This window comes from Oceaniferula marina, assembly GCF_013391475.1.
In the GTDB taxonomy this organism is placed as follows: domain Bacteria; phylum Verrucomicrobiota; class Verrucomicrobiia; order Verrucomicrobiales; family Akkermansiaceae; genus Oceaniferula; species Oceaniferula marina.
Genome location: NZ_JACBAZ010000003.1, coordinates 450,145 through 471,093, shown reverse-complemented (window position 1 = coordinate 471,093; position 20,949 = coordinate 450,145). Strand labels below are relative to the sequence as shown.

At 53.8% G+C, this 20,949-nt stretch carries 13 protein-coding genes; 8 read left to right on the top strand and 5 right to left on the bottom strand.

Annotated features, from left to right (window positions below; all coding sequences use genetic code 11):
• Positions 1-276 precede the first annotated feature (276 nt).
• The 3 genes from HW115_RS09730 to HW115_RS09720 all read right to left on the bottom strand — a co-directional run bounded on the left by HW115_RS09730 (position 277) and on the right by HW115_RS09720 (position 6,783).
• A complete protein-coding gene (locus HW115_RS09730) occupies positions 277-2,451 on the bottom strand; it encodes a hypothetical protein (protein ID WP_178932427.1) in 2,175 nt (724 codons plus the stop codon).
• A 456-nt stretch (positions 2,452-2,907) separates the two neighbouring features.
• The gene (locus HW115_RS09725; RefSeq protein ID WP_178932426.1) at positions 2,908-5,853 is read right to left on the bottom strand and encodes a DUF2339 domain-containing protein; all 2,946 of its coding nucleotides are present in this window, start codon (positions 5,851-5,853) and stop codon (positions 2,908-2,910) included.
• Between the two features lie 186 nt (positions 5,854-6,039).
• On the bottom strand, positions 6,040-6,783 hold the full coding sequence (locus HW115_RS09720) for a LamG domain-containing protein (protein WP_178932425.1): 744 nt from the start codon (positions 6,781-6,783) through the stop codon (positions 6,040-6,042).
• 190 nt (positions 6,784-6,973) lie between these two features.
• Here HW115_RS09720 and HW115_RS09715 point away from each other — a divergent pair, with 190 nt between their 5' ends.
• Positions 6,974-7,354 (top strand): FHA domain-containing protein, encoded by a 381-nt coding sequence (locus HW115_RS09715; protein WP_178932424.1) that lies wholly within the window; start codon positions 6,974-6,976, stop codon positions 7,352-7,354.
• 12 nt (positions 7,355-7,366) lie between these two features.
• On the opposite strand, the gene HW115_RS09710 is transcribed toward HW115_RS09715, so the two are convergent.
• Complete coding sequence (locus HW115_RS09710; RefSeq protein WP_227021400.1) at positions 7,367-8,626, bottom strand: M29 family metallopeptidase; 1,260 nt, start codon at positions 8,624-8,626, stop codon at positions 7,367-7,369.
• A gap of 174 nt (positions 8,627-8,800) precedes the next feature.
• Between HW115_RS09710 and hisD the strand changes: the two genes are divergently transcribed.
• From hisD to HW115_RS09695, 3 genes are all read left to right on the top strand, one after another.
• The gene (gene hisD, locus HW115_RS09705) at positions 8,801-10,099 is read left to right on the top strand and encodes a histidinol dehydrogenase (protein WP_178932423.1); all 1,299 of its coding nucleotides are present in this window, start codon (positions 8,801-8,803) and stop codon (positions 10,097-10,099) included.
• 223 nt (positions 10,100-10,322) lie between these two features.
• The gene (locus HW115_RS09700) at positions 10,323-11,780 is read left to right on the top strand and encodes an arylsulfatase (protein WP_178932422.1); all 1,458 of its coding nucleotides are present in this window, start codon (positions 10,323-10,325) and stop codon (positions 11,778-11,780) included.
• A gap of 74 nt (positions 11,781-11,854) precedes the next feature.
• Positions 11,855-12,790 carry a SphA family protein gene (locus tag HW115_RS09695; protein WP_178932421.1) on the top strand — a complete coding sequence of 312 codons (936 nt, stop codon included), beginning with the start codon at positions 11,855-11,857 and terminating at the stop codon, positions 12,788-12,790.
• Between the two features lie 47 nt (positions 12,791-12,837).
• Here the strand turns inward: HW115_RS09695 and HW115_RS09690 are convergent, their stop codons facing one another.
• Positions 12,838-14,328: an amino acid carrier protein gene (locus HW115_RS09690; protein WP_178932420.1), complete on the bottom strand. Its 1,491-nt coding sequence runs from the start codon at positions 14,326-14,328 to the stop codon at positions 12,838-12,840.
• A 278-nt stretch (positions 14,329-14,606) separates the two neighbouring features.
• Between HW115_RS09690 and HW115_RS09685 the strand changes: the two genes are divergently transcribed.
• The 4 genes from HW115_RS09685 (at position 14,607) to HW115_RS09670 (ending at position 20,944) form a co-directional block, all read left to right on the top strand.
• A complete protein-coding gene (locus tag HW115_RS09685; protein ID WP_178932419.1) occupies positions 14,607-16,196 on the top strand; it encodes a TolC family protein in 1,590 nt (529 codons plus the stop codon).
• 65 nt (positions 16,197-16,261) lie between these two features.
• Positions 16,262-17,002, top strand: a complete 741-nt coding sequence (locus HW115_RS09680) for an efflux RND transporter periplasmic adaptor subunit (protein ID WP_178932418.1) — start codon at positions 16,262-16,264, stop codon at positions 17,000-17,002.
• Positions 16,999-18,768 carry an efflux RND transporter periplasmic adaptor subunit gene (locus tag HW115_RS09675; protein ID WP_178932417.1) on the top strand — a complete coding sequence of 590 codons (1,770 nt, stop codon included), beginning with the start codon at positions 16,999-17,001 and terminating at the stop codon, positions 18,766-18,768. The genes HW115_RS09680 and HW115_RS09675 overlap by 4 nt, the downstream gene beginning before the upstream one ends.
• A gap of 31 nt (positions 18,769-18,799) precedes the next feature.
• Positions 18,800-20,944 carry a peptidase M50 gene (locus HW115_RS09670; protein WP_178932416.1) on the top strand — a complete coding sequence of 715 codons (2,145 nt, stop codon included), beginning with the start codon at positions 18,800-18,802 and terminating at the stop codon, positions 20,942-20,944.
• Positions 20,945-20,949: the final 5 nt, after the last annotated feature.

The window sequence follows — 20,949 nt, the reverse complement described above, 5'->3', positions numbered from 1 at the left end:
ATCCAGCACCTGATAGTGTCTCTTTTTTTTGCCTGCCGTAAATAAAAATCACGTTGCAGGGTAACTTAATATAAAAGCATATCTTGATAATTTCAAGATATTAATAGTTTGTAAAAATAAAACAGCTGGTTGTGAAAGCTGATGGTTTGATGGCTCATCTTGAGTGACTTATGTGCATATTCTGGCATCTTGTTTCCGACTCTTTTTTCATTATTTATAATCTAACACATTTGATGCTTGGATTATATATTTAAGCAAGCTTGAGTAAGTGTGGATTTAACTGTTGTTGGCGAGTTCAAAGCGGACGCGCATGAAGCGGCAGGTCCAGGATTCGCCGGAGTGATCGTTGATACGGAAGCGGCGTTTGCCGTTCGGGCCGATTTCTTCGGAGACGCTGGCATCGCCGGACCATTGTCCCGAATCGCTGCAAATGGCGATACTGGTCCATTCATTGGATTCCAGAGCGCATGTGGCCTCGACGACATAAATGGTATCGGCTGGAATCTCAGCGGGCAGATCGATGATAAATTCAGCGGCGGATGGTCCGAGGGCTTCTATAGAAGTGAAGTTTTGGATGGTATCCAGAGTATCGGGGTTGGTTCCCAGTGCGTGCTCGGCGAGGTTGTTTAAGCCGTCGCCATCGGGGTCGTCACCAAGATCGCGATCTTCTTCGGGCAGGCTGGAAACGGTGAGCTCGTAGGGACTTGGTTGCGAATCGGAGGCCAGTTGACCATGGATGGTGTAGGCCCCCAGGCTGGCATAGTCTGAGCTTCCCGTATCGGCCGTGCCGTATCCGGTGGCCTTGACGTGGAGGTAGTAGGTTCCACTATCTAGTTGGGTGCTGATGGAGGCGTTGAGTAAACTTCCGGGGTTGGCTGTGGAGATAAGCGATCCCTGAGCGTCGTAGAGTTCGACCATCAGATCGACGTTGGCAATACTGTTGGCTGGTTGGACCTCCAGAGTGACGGAGCCGCTGCCGGATTCGAGTTCGAAGATGTCGACATCGCCCCGGGTCTCGATGACACCCGTGGCACTTATCTGATCGTTGGCATTGCGTGGGATGACGCTGGCGGTTTGTTTTTTACTGCTGTGGTCGTCGTTGCGGTAGCCGAATCCGTTGGTATTGGAGGCGATGATGGCGAGGTCATCCTGAGTGTTGGTAGCTCCGGAGTATTCACCTTTGCTCCACTGGGTCAGGGTTTTGTAATAGCCGTTGCCCATGATGGGAGCCCAGCCAACGGCTCCGGACCCATGCCCGGCGTAGTAAGTGGTGGAGTCTTTTCCGTCGTGAGCCAATCCGAGGGTGTGTCCTACTTCGTGAGAGCAGCACTCGGCGATATATTTGGTCCCGTTGAGCAAGTTGTCGGAAAATGCCCAGCACGGGGTGTCACCAGACCAAGTGAAGGAACTGCGTTTGGCCACGCCACCCACGGAGGGGCTGTAATACCATTCGTTGGAAGGGGTGATGATACAGCGGATTCTTCGTGTCGCAGGTGCGTTGAGATAAACGGCCTCTTCGGTGGTCACGTTCAAATTGAATGGTTCCATATCGGCGGCGACCCGTTTCCAGATGTCAGTGATTTTGGCTGCGGAGTAACCGGTTGGTGCTGCACTGATGTTTGACCCCCAGGAGGTGCCTTTAACCTCTTCTCCGTCGAAATCGAGGTAAACGACAGCTTCGGCCGAAGGGTAGCTGTTGAGAGCTGGTACCAGCATGGCCGCTTCTTCGGTGATGGTGGTTTCACCCTCCGCCGCTGTGGTTTCTTCGCTGGTAGCTTCCCATTCGCTGGCCAAAGCTTCATCGACGGCCGGCATGCCGTAGCGGACATGCATGGTCGAAGGTTCGACTTCTGCGCAAAGCAGTTGATCGATGGTGCGGCGGGTAATGACAGGGGTCCCGTCATTCTGGCGGGTGATTTCGTAGGCCAGCGGGTGGTTGGGGAATTCGATTTGGCCGAGGAAAAATCCATCCTGATCATTCCACTGCATGTGCAAGTGGCCATCGGGTGCTCCATCTTGTTTGATGGGCACAAGGGCATCCACGGCCACGGTTCCGTCACTGTGGACATAGCGGGACGAGACCTCCACTTGAACCTCGGTGCCGTCTTCGAGCACAAGTTGTGGACGTTCGCCGACACGATACTCACTAGCCAACGGGGCTCCGTTGGTGATTTCCAGGGTGATGGCGGCTTCCGCGGGGTTGGGCAGTGACGTCTCCCAGAGCAATCCGATGGTTCCATAAGAACTGTTCTGGCGGGCGTCATGCGGTGCGTGACCGGTGCATCCTTGGCAGTGTGAGTGGGGTGTCTGTTGTTTAGTTTTGGAATCGACCGCCGTATGGGTTTCGGCATGGGGAATGCTGTTGGGGCGGTTGATGAGTTGGTAAGTGAGGGGGATGAGGGTGAGTGCGGTGACGGCGGCGCCGTAACGCGCGAACTGGGTTTTTTGCATGGGTTGTGTATTGGGTTATTAGGGCAATAGATCACCGCGACAGCAGTGTTTCGGGTCTATTTTTCTCCGTGGGGGGGAGAGGGCTCACCATGGGGGGGCGAGCGAGCCTAATAACAAAATGCAAGGTTATGCCTTGCGGTCGGACACACGATCCGGATCGTCGTAGAGCTTACGAAAGAAGCTACGATCAACGGGGACAGAACTCTTCCCTTGTCTCAAAGTAGAGGAAGAGGATGTAAGGGGTGTTTGGGGATGTGTCATCAGCTTTGACTTTAGATGTTAATCTTCAGTGACTTATGCTGGGGGGATGGCACATGTATTCGATACGGGTATTCAGCCAAGCGCACAAATGGAATCGCCCAACAACTGTAAAACGTTCGTTTCAACGGATAGGGATCATTCGGGCTTCACCTCTTGCAGGGCAAGGGTTTGAGGGTGTCTCCCGATGTTTTTGTATTAGAGGAACTTACGGATGGTTTCCTGGAATCGATTATAAAGAAACCCGAGAAGAAGCAGCACTACGCCGAGGATGATGAAGCTGAGGATGCGGCCGAGGGTGCCGAGACGCATCACGTCCACACTGACCACGTGAATCGCGGCGAGCGCCAGCCAGGCAAGGCCGATTAAGCGGTAGGGTCGACAGCGCATCAGCAGCCCGAGGCAGAACAAACTGATTGCCAGTAGGGCCCAACAGATGGAGAGTCCGGAGCCCTCGAAGCTCGACCTGACATGGATGGAGGTGGCGAAAAACAGGCTGAGCAGTGAGGCCCCGAGGATGAGTGAACGGGTGGGAAGCCAAGGGTCGTTTGAGTCGGTGCTTGGCCTGCGTCGCCAGAGCAGTGCGTGCACACCGATAGTCGCCAGCATGGGGAGATAGCGAGCCCAGTCGTCCACCGGATGGCTCAGCAGCGAGACAACACAGGCGAGAATCAAGGCGGGGGTGCCACATGCTGAGGCGAATCCCCGGCTGTTTCGGGCGTAGGCCCAGCTGATCATACCGATACCGATGACCGTCAGCATCAGGTCGGGGCGTGCCAGTTCTTGGTAAGCGTGAACGCCTCCGCTTGCCAGAACCATCAGAGCGAGCATCATCCGCAGTCGTCTTTTTCCGAGTATCGGGCTGATGGTATCGACCGCAGCCAATTGCACGAGGGCCAGAACCATGGGCATCCAGCCGAGCAGGGGGAATTGCCTTCCCTCGGCAAGGAGATGAACCCAGGCGATGGCGTGAAAAAGTAATGCCGGGACGCCGAAACTACGACGTTGGGTGAAGTGTGAGACGGCGTGGGCGGATAGGGCGAGCAGGCCGCCGGCGACCAACCACAGGGAGTCGGGAAATGAAGGATCGCTCAGAGTGACGGCGGTCATCAGAGTGGCGAGGATACTGAATACCCACTCGAGACTCATACTACTGGAGGCCTCACGATGATCCATCAGTTCGTCCCACGCTTTCAGGTGGCGGGGGATGAGAAACCAGAAGAGTATGACCGTGGCCACGGGGGTCACAGAAGAGGGGATACCGATATTTTGTGATTCGTAGAAAAACCACCAGACGGCACCCAGGCAGGGGAGGAAGGAGATCAGCGCGAGGTCGGCAAACCACCATGGCTTTTTCGTGAACAGGTAAGCGCATAGGGTGGCGGCAGAGGTCAGGAATAGCCCATGCAGGCCGAGGACTGCGGACCATTGGTTGAACACCCCGAATGCGAGGACCAACCAGACGAGCCCGGCAGGGATCATGGCGACCCCGATGTTTTGCCTGTTTTTTCCGCAGTCCCAACGGACGATGGCAGTGTAGACCGCATAGACCAGAGCGAGTGCTGCGTAGGATGGCCAGCTTGCCATTTTCAGGCCATTGGCCTCCGGTAATGCCGCGAGGACGGAGACGACGATAGCCAGGGTGGATGCCAGACGCGCGAGAGTGCCACCAAACTGCCTCGCCCCGGCCAGGAGGATGCAGGCTTCCACTGCAAAGATCAGAAAGCGGGTGTAGCCCGTGGCTTCGAGCAAAATACCGAGGCTGGCAATCAAAGCTCCTTGGTATCCATAGATGACGGCGAGTGAGCGGTGCCAGGCTCGGTCACCGGGTAGCCAGCGGATAGCCGCCGCCATCCCCAGCCATAAGACGCCGATACCGATCGAGATCCAACCGATCTGCGGGTGGGCGGTGAAACTCGGAATCAGAAAGACGGTCAGCCCCCAGGCGGAAGTGTTGTTGATGGCTGCCATGGCGCGCTGCACGGCGTGATCGAGTCGTTTTGCCTGCGGAGTGAGTAAACTGAAGGAAAAGAGCAACCAGTATGAGGCGAGGTAGGTTAAGCGGACGGGCTCTGCGATCTGCCCCGGGTAGTATCCCAGCCAGAAGGCATGGGCTGCATAAGCAGCCAGGGTGGTGCCGAGCCCGATTGCGACCCAGCGGAATCGGAGCATCAGCCAGACGCCGGCGGATGCCAGCAGCAGGGATGAGAACAAGGAGAGGGTTCCTGCCGGGTTGACGATGGTGCCGTAGAAGGCGAGGCCAATCGCCATTACGGCGATGATTCTGGATTGCTTCCATACGGCAAATGCCAGCATGATTCCAGCCCACAGCGTGAGCAGGGTGGCCGCCAGCACCGGAGAGTCGATGATTTTCAGGGCGGGAGTAAAATGGGCGGCATACAATGTATAATAGCCTGCGGCCAGTCCGCCGGATGCCAGGACCCGGCCGTAGTGTTTGAAGCGGTCTTTCCATCGCTCCAGCCAGAGCCCGACTCCGGTCAGGGAGATTGAGATCAGCATGAAGAAGGCGACTTTGACGGCTGGACCGGAATGGAACAGCCAGTTGCGGTAGGCGTAGGTGCTGAGGAAAATGAGGCCAGTGAGTAAGAAGACGACCCCAAGACGGACCAGCCAGATTTTCCCAAAGTTCAGTTCCCATTCTCCGAGGGTAGGGGATGGTTTTGATTGGTGGCTCGGCGAAGCGGGTTTGGCAGGCTTGTCTTTGCCGGGATCGCGGGGATTTGAATCACCCTTGGTGGATTCGACTGCAGCGGTGGGGTTTGTGGATGTGACGGGTGTTTCGAGCCCGGATGCTTTGCTTGCTTTTACGGCTGTTTTTACGGCTGTTTTTACGGCTGCGGGCAGCGGTGGTGGCGTGGCAGATTCGACCTGTTGTTTGTCTTGGGCGATTGCTTGCTGAAGCGGATGGGATGGGGCGGGATTCGCTGGCTGCTTTGTCTCATCGCTGGCCGGCTTGTCTGTAGTCGGAAATGCCTCAGATGAGGATTCACTGGTACGAACCGTCAGTTGATCAAGGTCCCGGTCAACTTGCTGGCATTGTTTTTCGAGCCCCTGTAAGGTCTCGCGAATGCGCTCCTGTTGTTGGCGCAGCGCCTCAATTTGGCTAGAAACATGACGATCCATAACCGCAGACTAGCATAAAGATGCTAGAATACAGCATCGATTGTTATAACGGTATCATCGACTCAGGTGAATGAGGCATGAGTGAGCGCTACAATTCTATCACCCACCTGAGAAGCCTTTGTCGCTGGTGGATGAAGAGCCTTCGCCCTTGTGGTGATTGTTATGACAGTAGCGGTAACCCTGGGTTCAGCTTGTGCGTTTGCGGCGCATGAGCAGGCTGAGGGATCCGAGCAGAGCCAGACTGGATGTAGCGGGCTCCGGGATGGTCGCGAGTGCAGCGATTTCAGCATCACTCAAGACTTCATTGTAGAGGCGCACCTCGTCGATCAGGCCGTCGTAATTTTCTCCATTTCGGCTACCAATCCGATAGACGTTGGTTCCGGGGTTGGCTGCAGAGCTGCCCGCGATGGAGCCTCGGCTGACGCCGTTGACAAAAAACTCGGCATCGAAGCTGCTGTTGAACGTAACCGCGAGATGGGTCCATTCGTTTGCCTGGATTGGGTTCGCACCAAGGTTGAGGTTGTAATCGAGAATCGTAAAGGTGGTGAAACGCAGATTCGCGCCATCGAGGCCAACCCCCCATCCTGCCCCGGTCGAAGAGGAAAAGACACGCTGGATGCCGTTTGTGTCATCCGGATTGATCCATGCGGATACCGTCAGGTTGGAGTTCAGGCTGTTGTAGGTGGCCCCAAGGTCAACTTCCTGGTTGGCTCCGTTGAAGCGGTAGGCTGTTCCCAGACTGAGGTCCGCTGAGGCTTCACCGATGGTGGGGCCGTTGACGTGGGCTCCATCAACATTGTTACCCGATGAATCAAAGGCGGTTGTTCCGGAGGTCTCGTCCAGCGCCCAGTAGCCAACCAGAGCTGCTTGTGTGCTGCTGCACACCAGGCTGGTCATGATCAGACCTGCTGCTAAGGAAGATTTTTTCATAAACATAGGCCATTAGGTAAATGAAATACTCTGAAGAGTCAAAGGAAAAGCGATAGCTTTGGGGGAGGTCATTTTTCTATAGAACAACAACCATTTGAATCGGGCAGGGTTAGAGCTTTGTATTTCTTTGTGAGAAATACTCTTTCCCTGACGTAGGGAATATGAAATAATCCAACCCTATTCTAACATTATGCCACGTATCAGTATTACCGAACCCGGAAAAGACAGCCAGGCTTATCGCTTCGACATGAAGCGTATGAAAGTGAGCCTGGGTCGCAGCAGCAGCAATGATGTCAAGATCGAGCATCGATCCGTATCCAAGCAACACGCGGCGATTGAACGCCGCAAGGGAGGCTTGGTGATCTGCGATTGTGAATCCACAAATGGAGTCAAACTCGATGGTGAGAGGCAGGAGGAGATCACACTCACCAACGGTATGGAGGTGGAAGTGGGGGACGTTTCCCTGGAATTCAGTCTGAGCGACGAGGAATGTGACCAGCTGACCGAGGAACGTTTCAAAGCGAAACGGGAAGCCGAGGCCGCGGAAGAGGAAGACGCGGATGAGGAGTAAGCCCCACGGGCGTTACACCACTCCCATGGCGTTGAGGATGTACTCGGACGGGCGGAAGTCTTCGATGATGATTTCCTCTTGATCCCCTCGTTTCATCCGGACTTGTTGAATGTTGAAGTTCGGGGTTTTGTGGGGTGCGAAGAGGATGTCATCGTGCGTCGAATTCTCATGCTTTTTGAACATCGAGGGGATGATGTCGCCACCGAGGTGGTCATCCCGTCCGGTTGCCAAGTGGCAGGTTCCCAGTACTTTTTCGTCCTGAATATCCTGACCGGATACAGGTAATACCTGGGTGCCGAAGCCTAACTCGCCAATGGTTCCGGTCATCGGGTCGTCGGTAAGCCGTTGGTTGTGCTCGTCAATGGTTGACTGCTTTCCTTCGATCAAGCTTGAGCGAATGATGTTTCGGTCTTCCACATCCAGCACACCGAGGGTGCCATCTTCGTATTTCATGGGGAACTGGCCCCGGGCATCAGTAGGGACGAAATAAACTTCACCGGCCGGGAGGTTCGCGATGTCGGGTTTATCCTTCCCCTTGCAGAGTCCGTGCGACTTTTGCGCTGCCTGTTGCTCCAGTCCGAGCCAAGCGGTTAGCACCCGACCGTCTTCCAGACCAAAATCGATTTCAATTGCATCGGCTTCGGTCATGGCCTGGCGCACTTTTTCTGCATCCGAGGAAACGTCATCGTAGTTGACGGCGAGGCCGGATTCCAGAATGACATCGTTGAGTCCGTGCATCGTGGCCCCACGAAACCCATGGATCTTGCATTTTTCGGTTAACGGGGCTGTGGCCGAGAAGGTGGAAATACACAAGATCAGATCGAAGTTCGGGTAGATATCGCGCTCGAGCGAGAGCTGTTGTCCATCAGTGTTCCAGGCTTCGTCCTTGAGGTCCAGATTGGATCCATGCGTGCAGCGGTAGGCAAACAAAGCGACGTTCTCTTGAGGGGAGAAAGCTGATACCGGGGCAAAGCCTAACTGTCTGGATGCCGGGCCGTTCTCAAGAGGCTGAAAAAATTCATCATAGGCTTTGTTTTGAACCTCGAAACCTTCCTTGCCAACGAAGGCGTAATCGGTGATCCAGGTCTGGGGGTCATCAAAATCAATCAAAATGCAGACCTTGCAACCCTGTGTCGGCTCAAACACGGAGCCCAGTAAGCCGGTCAGTGAGAAAGGGGGGAATGCGCGTTTGGCGGGATCCAGAATGGTGGTGCGGGGCAGGGCCGCCGCGGCGGAGGAAAGGGGGGAGAGTGCAGTGGAGTTAGAGGCCATAGATAACGGCTAACCTATCCTCCGTCAGAGGACTGTCAACTCAACGAGCATCGATTGTCCTCTCCATGACACATTTCTGCGCTTTATTCCAAGGGATGATGAGGCTTGGGATCCTTGTCATCTACCGGCGGATCACGCTTGCAGAGGCTGGTCAAAGCATGTATGGGCAGGGGCATGAAAGTTCTCAGTCACAAGGACTCAGCCTACGCCCGTTTCGTCAAAAAACTCGACCGCCGTGCCGTGCCAGGTGCTGCGGGAAAGCAGGTGGAAGAGATTGTTGCCGGTATCATTGCCGACGTGCAGAAGCGGGGTAATGCTGCGGTCTTTGAATACACCCAGCGTTTTGACGGCTTGAAGCTTACGGCCAAATCGATGTTTGTCTCCGAAGCGGAGATTGAGGAAGCCTACGCCTCTGTGGACGAGGACGTTAAAAAGGCAGTGGCGATGAGCAAGCGGAACATTCACGCCTTCGCCAAGCGGAGTATGCGCAAGGACTGGAAGGCAAAAAACAAAGAAGGTGTCGAGGTGGGTGAACGCTTCACTCCGTATGACCGCGTGGGCGTTTACGTTCCCGGCGGAAAAGCACCACTTGTCTCATCGGCTTTGATGACGGCTGCCTTTGGTCAGGCCGCTGGTGTTCCCGAGATTCTGGCTGCTACGCCGGCCGGGGCGGATGGGAAAATCAATCCAGCCTTGTTGTATGCTCTGGTGGAATCCGGAGCGACCGAAATCATCAAGGTTGGCGGTGCGCAGGGGATTGCTGCGATGGCTCTGGGAACCAAATCCGTGCGTCCGGTGGAAAAAATCTTCGGGCCGGGAAATACCTTTGTGGTCGAGGCGAAACGCCAGTTGGTTGGCGCGGTATCCATCGATTTGCTTCCGGGGCCGAGTGAGGTTCTGATTGTGGCGGATAAGTCGGCGAATGCCCGGTTTATCGCGGCGGACATGCTGGCCCAGGCCGAGCACGCCGGTGACAGTGTGGTCGGATTTGCAACTAACTCCAAAGCCCTGCTGACCCGGGTGCAGAAGGAGATTGAAAAGCAGGCACCCAAACTGTCCCGAGAGAAATACATCCGTGAAGTGCTGAAAAAAGGAACCTTCTGCCTGCTGACCAAGACCTTGGAGGAAGCGGTGGAGATTTGTAATGCCTTTGCTCCCGAGCACCTGTCATTGGTGGTTGAGGACGAGGAGAAGTGGCTTGACGAGATTCGGACGGCGGGTGCTATTTACTTGGGACCGCTGGCCGCCGTGGCCGTGGGTGATTTTGTTGCCGGGCCAAGTCATACCTTGCCAACCGGAGGATCCGGAAAATCGTTTTCGGGACTCCGCGCCGACCAGTTCCAGCGCCGTGCCAGTATTGTGCGGATGGATCAGGCGGCTCTGAAAAAATCTCTGGCAGCGGTCGAAACCTTCGCCCGGGTAGAGGGGCTGGATGCGCACGGTAAGTCCGTGAGTATTCGGGTGAAGAAGTAGCGTGGTGTCGCGCTCGTCCGGGAATCGATTTGCTTGCCCTCATCGCAGGGCAGGATTTTCTCCTGCCGGCTGGTTCTGAAGTGCGAGAGGGAGCGCTGGCTCCTTCAGTAGCTTGTAATCCTTTGTTTGTGTCTATCGCTATAACAGCGTGTTGCACTCTTGTGTTAGTTTGTTTCTTGACCTGAAGCAGGTTTCTGGTACCCCATGCTAGAACAACACTCTCATGAAAACAAAAACAGGAAAATGGATAACGAGCGGACTCTTGACCTTGGCGACGGCAGGATTGATGAGTGCCAATGGAATTGCCGCAGAAAAACCTAACATCGTTTTGGTTTTTCTTGATAATTTTGGTTGGGGTGAACCCGGCTTTAATGGGGGCGGAATCGTCCGGGGGGCAGAGACGCCCCGAATGGACCAAATCGCCGATGAAGGGCTGCGCCTGACGAACTTTAATGTGGAAGCGCAGTGTACCCCTTCGCGGTCGGCTATTATGACCGGTCGCTACGCTATTCGCAGCGGCAACGGGGTTGTCCCACTCGGCGATGGCGTCTATGGCTTGGTCCAGTGGGAATATACCATGGCGGAGATGTTGTCCGATGCGGGTTATGCGACCGGTATGTACGGCAAATGGCATCTTGGACGCACCCAAGGCAGGTTCCCGACAGATCAGGGATTTGACGAGTGGTATGGCATCCACAATTCGACCGATGAATCGACCTACTCGAGTCGGCCCGGTTTTGCCGAAAGCGGTGTTGAGGAAACCTGGGTGATGGATGCAAAGAAGGGAGAGAAACCCAAAAAGGTAAGGCCTTACCGACTGGACTACCGTCCGATCATCGATAAGGACCTGACAGACAGGGCGATTAAGTTCATGGAGACCAACGCCAAGGAAAAGAAGCCATTCTTTCTCTTCCTCCCTTACACAGCGACCCACTTTCCCACGATGGTTCACCCTGATTACCAAGGCAAGTCAGGCAACGGGGCCTGGGCCGATATGCTGACGCAGATCGACGCTTACACCGGTCGCTTGCTCGATTCCATTGATGATCTGGGAATTCGGGACAACACCATCTTTATCTTCACCGCCGACAACGGGCCGGAGATGGCGCACGGCAATGACATCGTCTCTCTCGATACCACCAGCCAAGGGAGTCCCGGTCCATGGCGGGGGACCTTGTTCACCAGCTTTGAGGGAAGCATGCGTGTCCCCTTTGCCATTCGCTGGCCCGGCAAGATTCCGGCCGGCAAAGCGAGCAATGAAATTGTTCACGAGATGGATCTCTTTCCGACCTTGGCGAAAATTGCCGGTGGCAAGGTTCCGGAGGACCGGATGATCGACGGTATGGAGATGGTGGATTTCATGACGGGCAAAAAGAAGAAGTCCGGTCGTGAGTCGGTGATCGTTTACATGGGCAACGACATTTACGGGCTCAAGTGGCGCAACTGGAAACTTCACTTCAAGGAACTGGATACTTGGGCCGGCGCGGTCAAGGAGTATGGCATGCCCAAGCTTTACAACCTCTACAGCGACATGTCGGAGCGGGAAAACGTCTTTTTTGCCGACACCTGGGTTCCCAAGGCGGCCATGCCCAAGCTGATGGAGCATGCGGCATCGCTCAAAAAAGAGGCACCTATCAAGCCGGGAGCGCTTGACCCCTACACTCCGCCAACAACAAAGTAAGTCCCGGAGTTGAATTCATTACTGATGTTCATCCCCCCCCGACCATTCATCACTCTACCATTTCCCATCCAACCATGAAACCATTACGACGCCATCTGATCACTACCGCTATGAGCTTGTTCATCTCTCCGTCTTTATATGCGGCTGAAGGAGGAAGCTCCCATTACACCCCTGGATTTTATGGCGATTTTGGAGTCGCTCTCGAGCCGGAACCCGGACTGTATTTGAGGAATGATCTTTATTTCTATCATGGAGATGCGGGGAGGCAGCGCTTTGTGGATGTGGGACAGATTCGTTCCGAGCTTGAGCTTGATATGGCGATGTACATGTTGACGGCACTGAAGGTCACCGAACATGAATTGTTTGGAGCGCAATATGCCATGGGTGCCTATCTGCCGGTTTTAGCGATGGATCTCTCAGCTACGGTGGAGCTTGGCCAAAACGATCGGTCATTCGATGATGACGGTTTGTTTGTGAGTGATTTGGGGCTGATTCCCATTTCACTTTATTGGAATTGTGGAAACTGGCATTTTAATGCGAGTGAAATCGTGACCGTACCCATCGGTCAATATGACCAGGATGATGACCTCAACGGTGGATTAAACTATTGGAGTTTTGAAACGACATTTTCCACGACGTATTTGCATCCGGAAAAGGGGACGGAATTTTCGTTTGCCCTTGGTTACATTTACAACACGGAGAACCAAGACACCAACTACCAGACGGGTCAGGAGTTGCACCTCGAGTTGATGTTGAACCAGTATCTCTCCGAGACCTTTGCGATCGGTTTGCAAGGTTTTGTGTATCAGCAAATCACCGGGGATTCTGGTTCGGGCGCGCTGTTAGGTGACTTCAAGGGCGAAGCTGCCGGGATTGGCCCGGCTGTTTACTGGGCTGGTGAGCTGGGTGGCTGCCCACTGGGTGTTTCAGCCCGCTGGATTCATGAGTTCGGAGTCGATAAGCGCTTGGAGGGGGATCACTTTTTCCTCAGTGCGACCTTCTCTTTTTAAAAGGCGTGATAGACTGGGCTTGTTTTGACGCCAATGACTACTTGATATTATGTATGGGGCGAAGGGTCAGGCTCGTCAGCTTGATGGCTTGTTGTTTGCCGGTCCTCCCAGTATGAGGCATTGGGGATGTCCAAATCGGATGGCCGGAAAGTGATGGGCTCTCCGGATTTGCGTTGCCGTTCGTAGTCCTTGAGGGTGCGGATGATGGGTTTGCGGAGGAGGATTAGCGCGACGATATTCAACCAGGCCATGATCCCGACACCGATGTCTCCCAGTGTCCAGACGTAGCCCGCTGCGCTAAACACCCCGTAAAAGGTGGATAAGAGAATGACGATACGTAAGCAAGGGACGGGCCATCGCCAGTTGCGCTTTTGATTCAGAAAGGCAATGTTGGTTTCTGCCATGTAGTAGTAGGCCATTAGGGTCGTGAAGGCAAAAAAGAATAAGGCGACGGCAACAAAGCCCTGTCCGTATCCCGCAAATTGGCTGTCGACCGCATACTGAGTGAACTGGGTTCCGTATTCCACCCCGGGGAGATGTTCTGCCACATAGCCGATGTCTTTCCCCGAGGCATCGCGTTGAACCACATTGTAGCTGCCAGTGAAGAGAATCATAAAAGCGGTGGCACTGCAGACGAGCAGGGTGTCGATATAGACGGAGAAGGCTTGCACCAGCCCTTGTTCCGCGGGGTGCCTGACTTCGGCGGCCGAGGCCGCATGGGCGGCGCTTCCCTGGCCAGCCTCATTGCTGTAGATCCCTCGTTTGATTCCCCAACTGATCGACAGGCCGACGATGCCACCAAAGACCTGGCTGGTTCCAAAGGCCGAGCTGAGGATGAGATTGAACACCTTGGGGACAGCGTCGATGTTCATGATGATGATGACCAGTGAGACCAAAATGTAGGCGGCTGCCATCAGAGGAACCAGGATTTGAGCCACGTGGGCAATCCGGTGCACGCCGCCAAAGATAACCAAACCGAGGGGAATAACGATGAGCAGACCCACAGCCCAAGGCTGCCAGCCGAAGGCGAGAGTGATGCCTTGAACCACGCTTTTTGCCTGAATCCCCGGAAGGAACATCGTCATGGCTAGAATCGTCGCCAAGGCGAAAATGCAGGCATACCAGTTGAGTCCCAGCCCGTGCCGGATGTAGTAAGCGGGGCCACCACGGTATTCATCGTGGTCCACCCGTTTGTACATTTGACCCAGTGTGGATTCAGCAAAGGCAGTGGCGGCACCGAGAAAGGCACTGACCCACATCCAGAACACCGCACCGGGGCCCCCCAAGGCGATGGCCGTGGCCACACCGGCAATGTTACCGGTTCCGACCCGGCCGGAGATCGCCATGGCGAAGGCCTGAAATGAGGAGACCCCCTGTTTGGTTTCATTTCCTCGAAAGAGCAGCTTTGCCATCAGTGGCACCAGCCGCAGCTGGGGGAAGCGGAGGATAATCGAAAAGTAGATGCCGACACCGAGGGCGACCGCGATGAAGGCGGAACTCCAGATGATGTCGTTGATTTGATAGATAAGAGATTCCATGATGGCTCCGTATGGAAGAATCGAGCTCATCCATCCAAGCGTATTAGAGGGGAAGATGCAAGGTTGCGGATTGATCGCAGGAGAAAAATCTACCCTTTCGGCATGCCGAGTGCTCAGTGGGTGGCCTATGCTGTCGCACATTTGGGCGAAATCTAATTGCTATTTGGTTTTCGGACGATACTACAAGGGCTTCCAACTGTTATCGGCTTGTTGCTATTTTAGCCAACGGTTCAATGATTGATAGATAGTTGAGCACCCCCGAATTTAATCATTTGTATATGAAATCAATATCTTCTGTTGCCAGTATCGGATTTTTTACCTGCTTGTTGACTGTTGTTGAAGCTGAGCAAACTGAACTTGTTAGTCGGCATGCGTCATTGAGGCGTGCACTACGACAAAACCCTGAGTTGCAAAGTGAAAAGGAAAGTGTTGCCATCAGCCGGGCCCAGGTGCGTCGTGAGTTGTTGGAGTTTGATTGGGGGGTTGAGGCCTTGGCTCGTTATGAGGACAGGACCAAGCCGCAGAATACCAGAGAATATGTTGCCGTTGGTGGAGTTCAGATCCCCGGAAGTTCGGAACGACTTTTTCTTGATGAAAATCTGACAGCCCGGTTTGGGCTTAAGAAAAAGTATAGCACGGGAACGATATTTGAGGTGGGAACGCGATATTCGCGTTTGGTCAACACCTTGAACCAAACTTCGAGTAGTGCGCTCTATACGCCTGAATATGAAAGCTTTACCGGGATCACGATTACGCAGCCTTTATTGCGTGGTTTTGGAATGGATGCCAATATGGCAGGGGTGAATATTGCGCATCGGCGGGTGGCGGCCCAGGAAGTGCTCACCCGGGTGAAAGCGATGAACCTTGCCGCCGAGGTTGCGAGCCGGTATTCAGACATTGTGGCGGCGGACCGGGTGTTGAAGGTTCATCAGAAGAACATCGCTCTCGCGAATCAAATGTTGAAACGCAATCGTGAGTTGCTTAAAAGTAACGAGGGATTGGAGACGGATGTGGTGACTGCTGAGTTAGCGGTTTATCAACGGCAAGATCAGTATATTGCGGCGGCAGCGGATAAAATCGAGCGGGTGAATGCGTTGTTTGGCTTGATTGACCGGGGGCCTGACCTTGAAGGGAATACCCGTTTCGAGCCGAGTGCCGGATTTTGCTCCACCAAGAATTTGGGAACCAAACGTCAATTGATTGAGTATGGGAGAACACGCCGACTGGATATTGCGTATTACAAACATGTGGTGGAAACGGCCAAGTTGAATGTGTTACGTGCCAACGACTCAACCAAGGCTCAGTTGAATTTGACCGGAACGGTGGGTCTTTACGGCTTGGCGGATAATTCTAACGATTCTTACAAAGAAGCCTTTGACCGACAAGGTACGGAGTGGTCGATTGGGCTGGATTTTAAAATGCCACTCGGTCGCGACGGAGTGACGGCCGCTGTTGATGCGGCCAAGGCACAGAAGCGGCAGGCTGAGTTGGAGTTATCCAAGGCCCAACGGATGATTTCCCTGGAGGTGGATACTGCTTTCAGCAGAGTGGACTCGGCGAAGCAGCGGATTGTGACATCTAGAAAAGCGGTGGATTTGGCTAAAAAGCGTTTGCAGCAAGAGCAAGATTTATTTGACGAAGGTCAGGGCGATTTTTACCGGGTGGTGGAGCAGCAGCAAATTCTTAACGATGCGGAAGTAACCTTGGTGCATAGTGAGGCCGCGCTGAGTAAGTCGGTGATCATGGTATGGTTAGCCTCTGGTCAAATTTTTACCCGTTTGGGGATTTCTCTGGAGGAGGTGGAAGTGGCTCTCGCACTGGCCAATGGCACGGGTAAACAAGGGGAAAGCCCCACGGAGACTAAATAACGACGTGACGGGCGAGCTCGGGTGAGACCAAGGCTCGGTTTAATTTTAGACAAATCCAAAAAACGATGATGATTCGATCAATGATGATATTAGGGGGATTGGCCGTCTGGCTTCCTTGTGCACAGGCAGATGTCTGGGTTGAGGGGACCAGCCAGCCGTATGAGAGGATTACGATTAGCTCCCCCGTAGAAGAGATCGTGGAAAGTGTTGAGGTTGAGGAAGGAGATGTGGTCGAAAAAGGGAGTGTGTTAGCCAAGCTTTTCTCCACCCGTGAGAAATTGGAGGTGAAGCGTTTGGGGCATATGATTGTGAAGGCTGAGGAAGATGCCCGGACGGCCCGCGAGCTTTTTGAGAAAAAGATCAAGAGTCGGTCCAACTTGCTCGAAATGGAAGCTGAGTTAAAGCGTCTGCAAGTAGAGCTTGAAATGGCTCAGTATTCAGTGGATCAGAGAGTGGTCAAGGCGCCGGTTTCCGGTACGGTGGTGTACCGTTTGAAAGACCCGGGAGAAGCGATTGGGCGTGTTGAGCCGTTGTTTGAAATTATCAATGCTTCCAAGATGAAGTTGGTATTCTTTCTCTCAACCAAGCATTTGTCGATTTTGAAAGAGGGGATGGAAGTGGCGGTTGTTTTTCCTGAACTGCCTGCGGTGGGTGAGCAAAAGGCGAAGTTGATGTTTGTTGACCCTCAACTCGACTCCCGTAGTGGATTGTTCAGGGTGAGGTTTGAGTTGGATAATCAAACGTTGAAAGCGAAGCCTGGATTGCGGGTTAAAGTTAAATTACCTGAAACGGAGAACGGGAAATGAATTTGGAGGATATTCTTAACACCGGTGAGGATCCATCTGATTTCTGGAACAACGTATTGCAAGCGGTTGCCGAGGATTGGCAGCTGAGCCAGTGTGTTGCGCTTCAGGTGGATGGTGATTCCGTGAAGCTTTTTGGAGCCAGTCAGGGGAGTAATCTGAGGTCGGCCCCCGCTGCAGTCCGTAAGGCGATTATGACCCATTCCCCTCAGCCTCAAGTGCTTGAGGAAAACAAGGAGTGTTGGATGGTCTTGCCATTGGAAATTTCAGGGTCGGCTAGCCAGATATCGTTGGTTGCTGCCCGGGACGGGGCGCTGACGGAAACGGAGCAGCGGCACCTTTGTCGTTTTGTCGAAGTGGCCGTGGCGGCTTTTACCGCTCAGAAGAAGGCGGAAGTGTCGGAAAAATCCTTGGATGAAATTTCACGGGTGGTTGATTTGGGCCTGATTATCGGAGAATCAGCCCATTTCGGTGAGGCATCGATGAAGCTCTGTAACGAGCTCGATACCCAGCTCAAAGCCATGCGGGTCACCTTGGGGTGGCGTAAAAAAGGCCTGATGGAACTCGTGGCAACCAATCACGGTGGCCGCGTTCGTAATGACACCGAGACGGCGGGTGCTCTTGCCAGAGCGATGGATGAAGCGGCTGAACAGGATTGTGAAGTGGGTGAACCCAAGCTTGCAGGTGCCGAGATCAACCAGCAGCACCGTGCCTTCTCCCAGTCACATGGCAATTGTCAGATCTTCTCCCTCCCCTTGCGTAAAAATGGGGAAGTGCATGGTGCCGTGGCGGTGGAGTATCCGGCGGACTCGAAGGCGGTTACCCAGGAAAGGGTGGATGCCTTGCGGGTGGTATTGGATCTGGTCAGTCCCCAGCTGGTGACCTTGTATGAAAAATCCGGTTGGATTGGGGCACGGGCGTGGCGATCGGTTCGTAAGCTGTTCGCCTCTTTATTGGGCTACCGTCACACGGGTTGGAAATTGGCCGGGTTGGTGTTGGTGCTTGGTTTTTTACTCTGTTGTGTGATTCCGATTACCTATAAAGTGAAGGCTCCGTTTATTTTGCGGACTGAGGCATCGGCGGATTTGACCGCTCCATTTTCCGGTTACATCGACACGGTGGAAGTGAATGTCGGGGATGTGGTTCAAAAAGGACAACTGCTGGTGACGCTGGATAAGCGGGAGTTGGTGATGCAACAAATCGAGCTGAGGGCAGAGCGAGACCGCAGTTTGTCCGAGGCGCGCCGCTATGAGGCCGAAGGTGATTTATCTCAGATGAAGCTCTCGATGCTCGCGATCGAGCAGGCGGATGCCAAGTTGGAGGTGATTGATTACCGTTTGGCTCGCACCCAGATCCGCGCTCCTTTTGATGGGGTGATTGTTGAAGGTGATTTGAAAGAACGCCTGTCCTCACCCACTCAGGTGGGTGAAATCCTGATGCGGATTGTCCAGATTTCCGATCTTTACGGCGAGCTGCAGGTCGATGAGAGGGATATTCATTTTCTCCAGCAGGATATGAAGGGAGAAATTGCCTTCACCTCGCGCCCGGAGGATCGGTTTGATGTATTGCTGAATGCTTATGAGCCGGTGGCCGTGGTGAAAGAGACGGGCACGGATTTTAGGGTCAGGGTCTCGGTGACCGATACGCCAGAAGGTTGGTGGCGCCCCGGTATGAGTGGTGTCTGTAAGGTTGATGTCGAAAAACGATCGATCGCCTGGATTTACTTGCACCGGACATGGAACTTCCTTCGCTTGAAGCTGTGGTTCTAGCGCAAGCGGAGGCGTCATAGCAGACTTGATCATGAGACAGCGGACGGTTTTTGATGAATCATGGTATCGGGTAAGCCGTAGCCAGGTTCGTTTGTTGCCCGGTGTTGAGATGATTCGCCAGATGTTTCGTGGCGAGCCATGGTATGTGGTTTGCGATAAACTCGGGCACCGGTTTTTCCGGGTGCGTCCCGCTGCGTATCGATTTATTTGTTATCTGGAGGATGCGTCATCGGTGGAAGAGGCCTGGGAACGGGCATTGGAAATAGATCCCCACGATGCCCCCGGTCAGGGTGAGGTGGTGCAGCTTTTATCCCAGCTCTATCAGTCGGGTTTATTACGCAGTGACCAAGCGGCGGATATTGACGCGCTGGAGGATGCTAAAATGCGGGAGGATAAACAGAAACAGAAACAACGCTTTTCCAGTTTGTTGTTTTTGAAGATTCGCTTGTTTAATCCGGATCCGTTTCTCCGCAAAACGCTCTCACTCTTTGCCTGGTTATTTACCCCGGTGGGTGCCTTATTGTGGACGCTTGTTTTTATCTGGGGTGCGTTGGCATTGATTGAAAACTGGTCGGAATTTGCAGACACCTCGCGATCGATTCTGGGATGGTCCAACCTTCCCTACCTTTATTTAAGTTTGATCATCACCAAGGTGTTACACGAATTCGGTCATGCGTATGCTTGCCGCCGATATGGTCGGGAAGTGCCTGAAATGGGGATTATGCTCTTGGTGTTTAACCCACTTCCTTATGTGGATGCTTCTTCGTGTTATGCCTTTGCCCGCAAGTACCAACGGGTGATTGTCGGGATTGCCGGTATGGCTGTGGAGCTCTTTGTGGCAGCGATAGCTGTCAAGGTATGGGCAGAAGGGGCGGATGGCATCATGACCCGTGTTGCGTATAACGTAGCGATCACCGCCTCGGTGGGAGCGTTGTTGTTCAACCTGAACCCCCTGTTGCGGTTCGATGGTTACCATATCCTCTGTGATTTGCTCGAAACCCCGAACCTGCAAGGCCGTTCGCAGTCGCTGATGGGGTGGTGGGTGAATAAAAAAATCTTCAAAATCGACCCCGGACCGATCCCGACCACATCCCGCCGGGAGCAGGTTGGTTTTACCTGTTACTTTTTTGCCAGCTGGGTGTACCGGTTTTTATTAATGATCGGAATTCTGATCTTTGTCTCCAAGCAGTTCATGATTCTGGGGATGATTTTGGCTTTGATTTTTTGTGTTGTCTGGGTTTTCCTACCCCCTTTTAAGGGATTTAAATATTTATTCTTCAGTCCAAAGCTTATGAATCGACGTATGCGTGCCATCGGAATTGTCACCTGTTTTTTGGCGGTGGTGTTCGCCTTTCTTGCTTTTTTCCCGATGCCTTACAGTTTTCGGTCGGAAGGTATTGTGAAATCAGCTGATTTCCAACATGTCTATACCAGCTCTCCGGGCAGGATTGCAAAGCTGGTCACCCCGTCCGGAACGATGGTGGAAGCTGGGCAAGTTCTGGTGCAGTTGACCAATCAGGAACTGGAACACGAGGGTGAGTTGATTCGGATTGAGCGTGAACGGGCGCAGCTGTTGATGCACCAGGATCGCAGTGAGCAGGGGACCCAACTGGCTGGGTTAAAGGCCTTTCTAAAAGCGCTGGATTCACGCCAGGCTGCGTTGAATGCCCAGCTGGAGAGCCTGGTAGTTCGGGCTCCGATAGCCGGCCGATGGATTTCCGATCAGCTGCATGAAGTGACAGGGTCTGTGGTACCACGCGGCCAGACGCTGGGTATTGTGCGGGCTGAAACGGGCTATGTGTTTACGGCCGTCGTACACCAGCGTGACGCGGGACGGTTTTCGCTCGTGGATTCGGAGTTGAAAATCTACGGACAGGAGGGTGAAACCTTGAAATTGACTGAGATTGAAGCCATTCCTGCAGGGCAGGATGATTTGCCAAGTGCCGCATTGGGGGTTGCCGGCGGGGGATCCGCCGGAGTGGCTCCCGACCAGCAAGGGGGCGGTAGCGCGACCGAAACCTATTTCCAAGTCCGAGGAAAAATCAATATGACCGAAGCGTCCGCTCCTCAACATGGCCAGCGTGGTGTAGCTCGTTTTCCTTTGCCCAAAACCCCGCTTCTCCGCCAGTGGACTCATGCCATCCGGCAGTTTTTCCAACAGGAATACCAACTTTGATCATC

What these genes read in the sequence shown, in the direction of transcription:
- HW115_RS09730 (WP_178932427.1), bottom strand. Translation starts at nt 2,451, where the DNA reads ATGCAAAAAACCCAGTTCGCGCGTTACGGCGCCGCCGTCACCGCACTC.
- HW115_RS09725 (WP_178932426.1), bottom strand. Translation starts at nt 5,853, where the DNA reads ATGGATCGTCATGTTTCTAGCCAAATTGAGGCGCTGCGCCAACAACAG.
- HW115_RS09720 (WP_178932425.1), bottom strand. Translation starts at nt 6,783, where the DNA reads ATGAAAAAATCTTCCTTAGCAGCAGGTCTGATCATGACCAGCCTGGTG.
- HW115_RS09715 (WP_178932424.1), top strand. Translation starts at nt 6,974, where the DNA reads ATGCCACGTATCAGTATTACCGAACCCGGAAAAGACAGCCAGGCTTAT.
- HW115_RS09710 (WP_227021400.1), bottom strand. Translation starts at nt 8,626, where the DNA reads ATGGCCTCTAACTCCACTGCACTCTCCCCCCTTTCCTCCGCCGCGGCG.
- hisD (WP_178932423.1), top strand. Translation starts at nt 8,801, where the DNA reads ATGAAAGTTCTCAGTCACAAGGACTCAGCCTACGCCCGTTTCGTCAAA.
- HW115_RS09700 (WP_178932422.1), top strand. Translation starts at nt 10,323, where the DNA reads ATGAAAACAAAAACAGGAAAATGGATAACGAGCGGACTCTTGACCTTG.
- HW115_RS09695 (WP_178932421.1), top strand. Translation starts at nt 11,855, where the DNA reads ATGAAACCATTACGACGCCATCTGATCACTACCGCTATGAGCTTGTTC.
- HW115_RS09690 (WP_178932420.1), bottom strand. Translation starts at nt 14,328, where the DNA reads ATGGAATCTCTTATCTATCAAATCAACGACATCATCTGGAGTTCCGCC.
- HW115_RS09685 (WP_178932419.1), top strand. Translation starts at nt 14,607, where the DNA reads ATGAAATCAATATCTTCTGTTGCCAGTATCGGATTTTTTACCTGCTTG.
- HW115_RS09680 (WP_178932418.1), top strand. Translation starts at nt 16,262, where the DNA reads ATGATGATTCGATCAATGATGATATTAGGGGGATTGGCCGTCTGGCTT.
- HW115_RS09675 (WP_178932417.1), top strand. Translation starts at nt 16,999, where the DNA reads ATGAATTTGGAGGATATTCTTAACACCGGTGAGGATCCATCTGATTTC.
- HW115_RS09670 (WP_178932416.1), top strand. Translation starts at nt 18,800, where the DNA reads ATGAGACAGCGGACGGTTTTTGATGAATCATGGTATCGGGTAAGCCGT.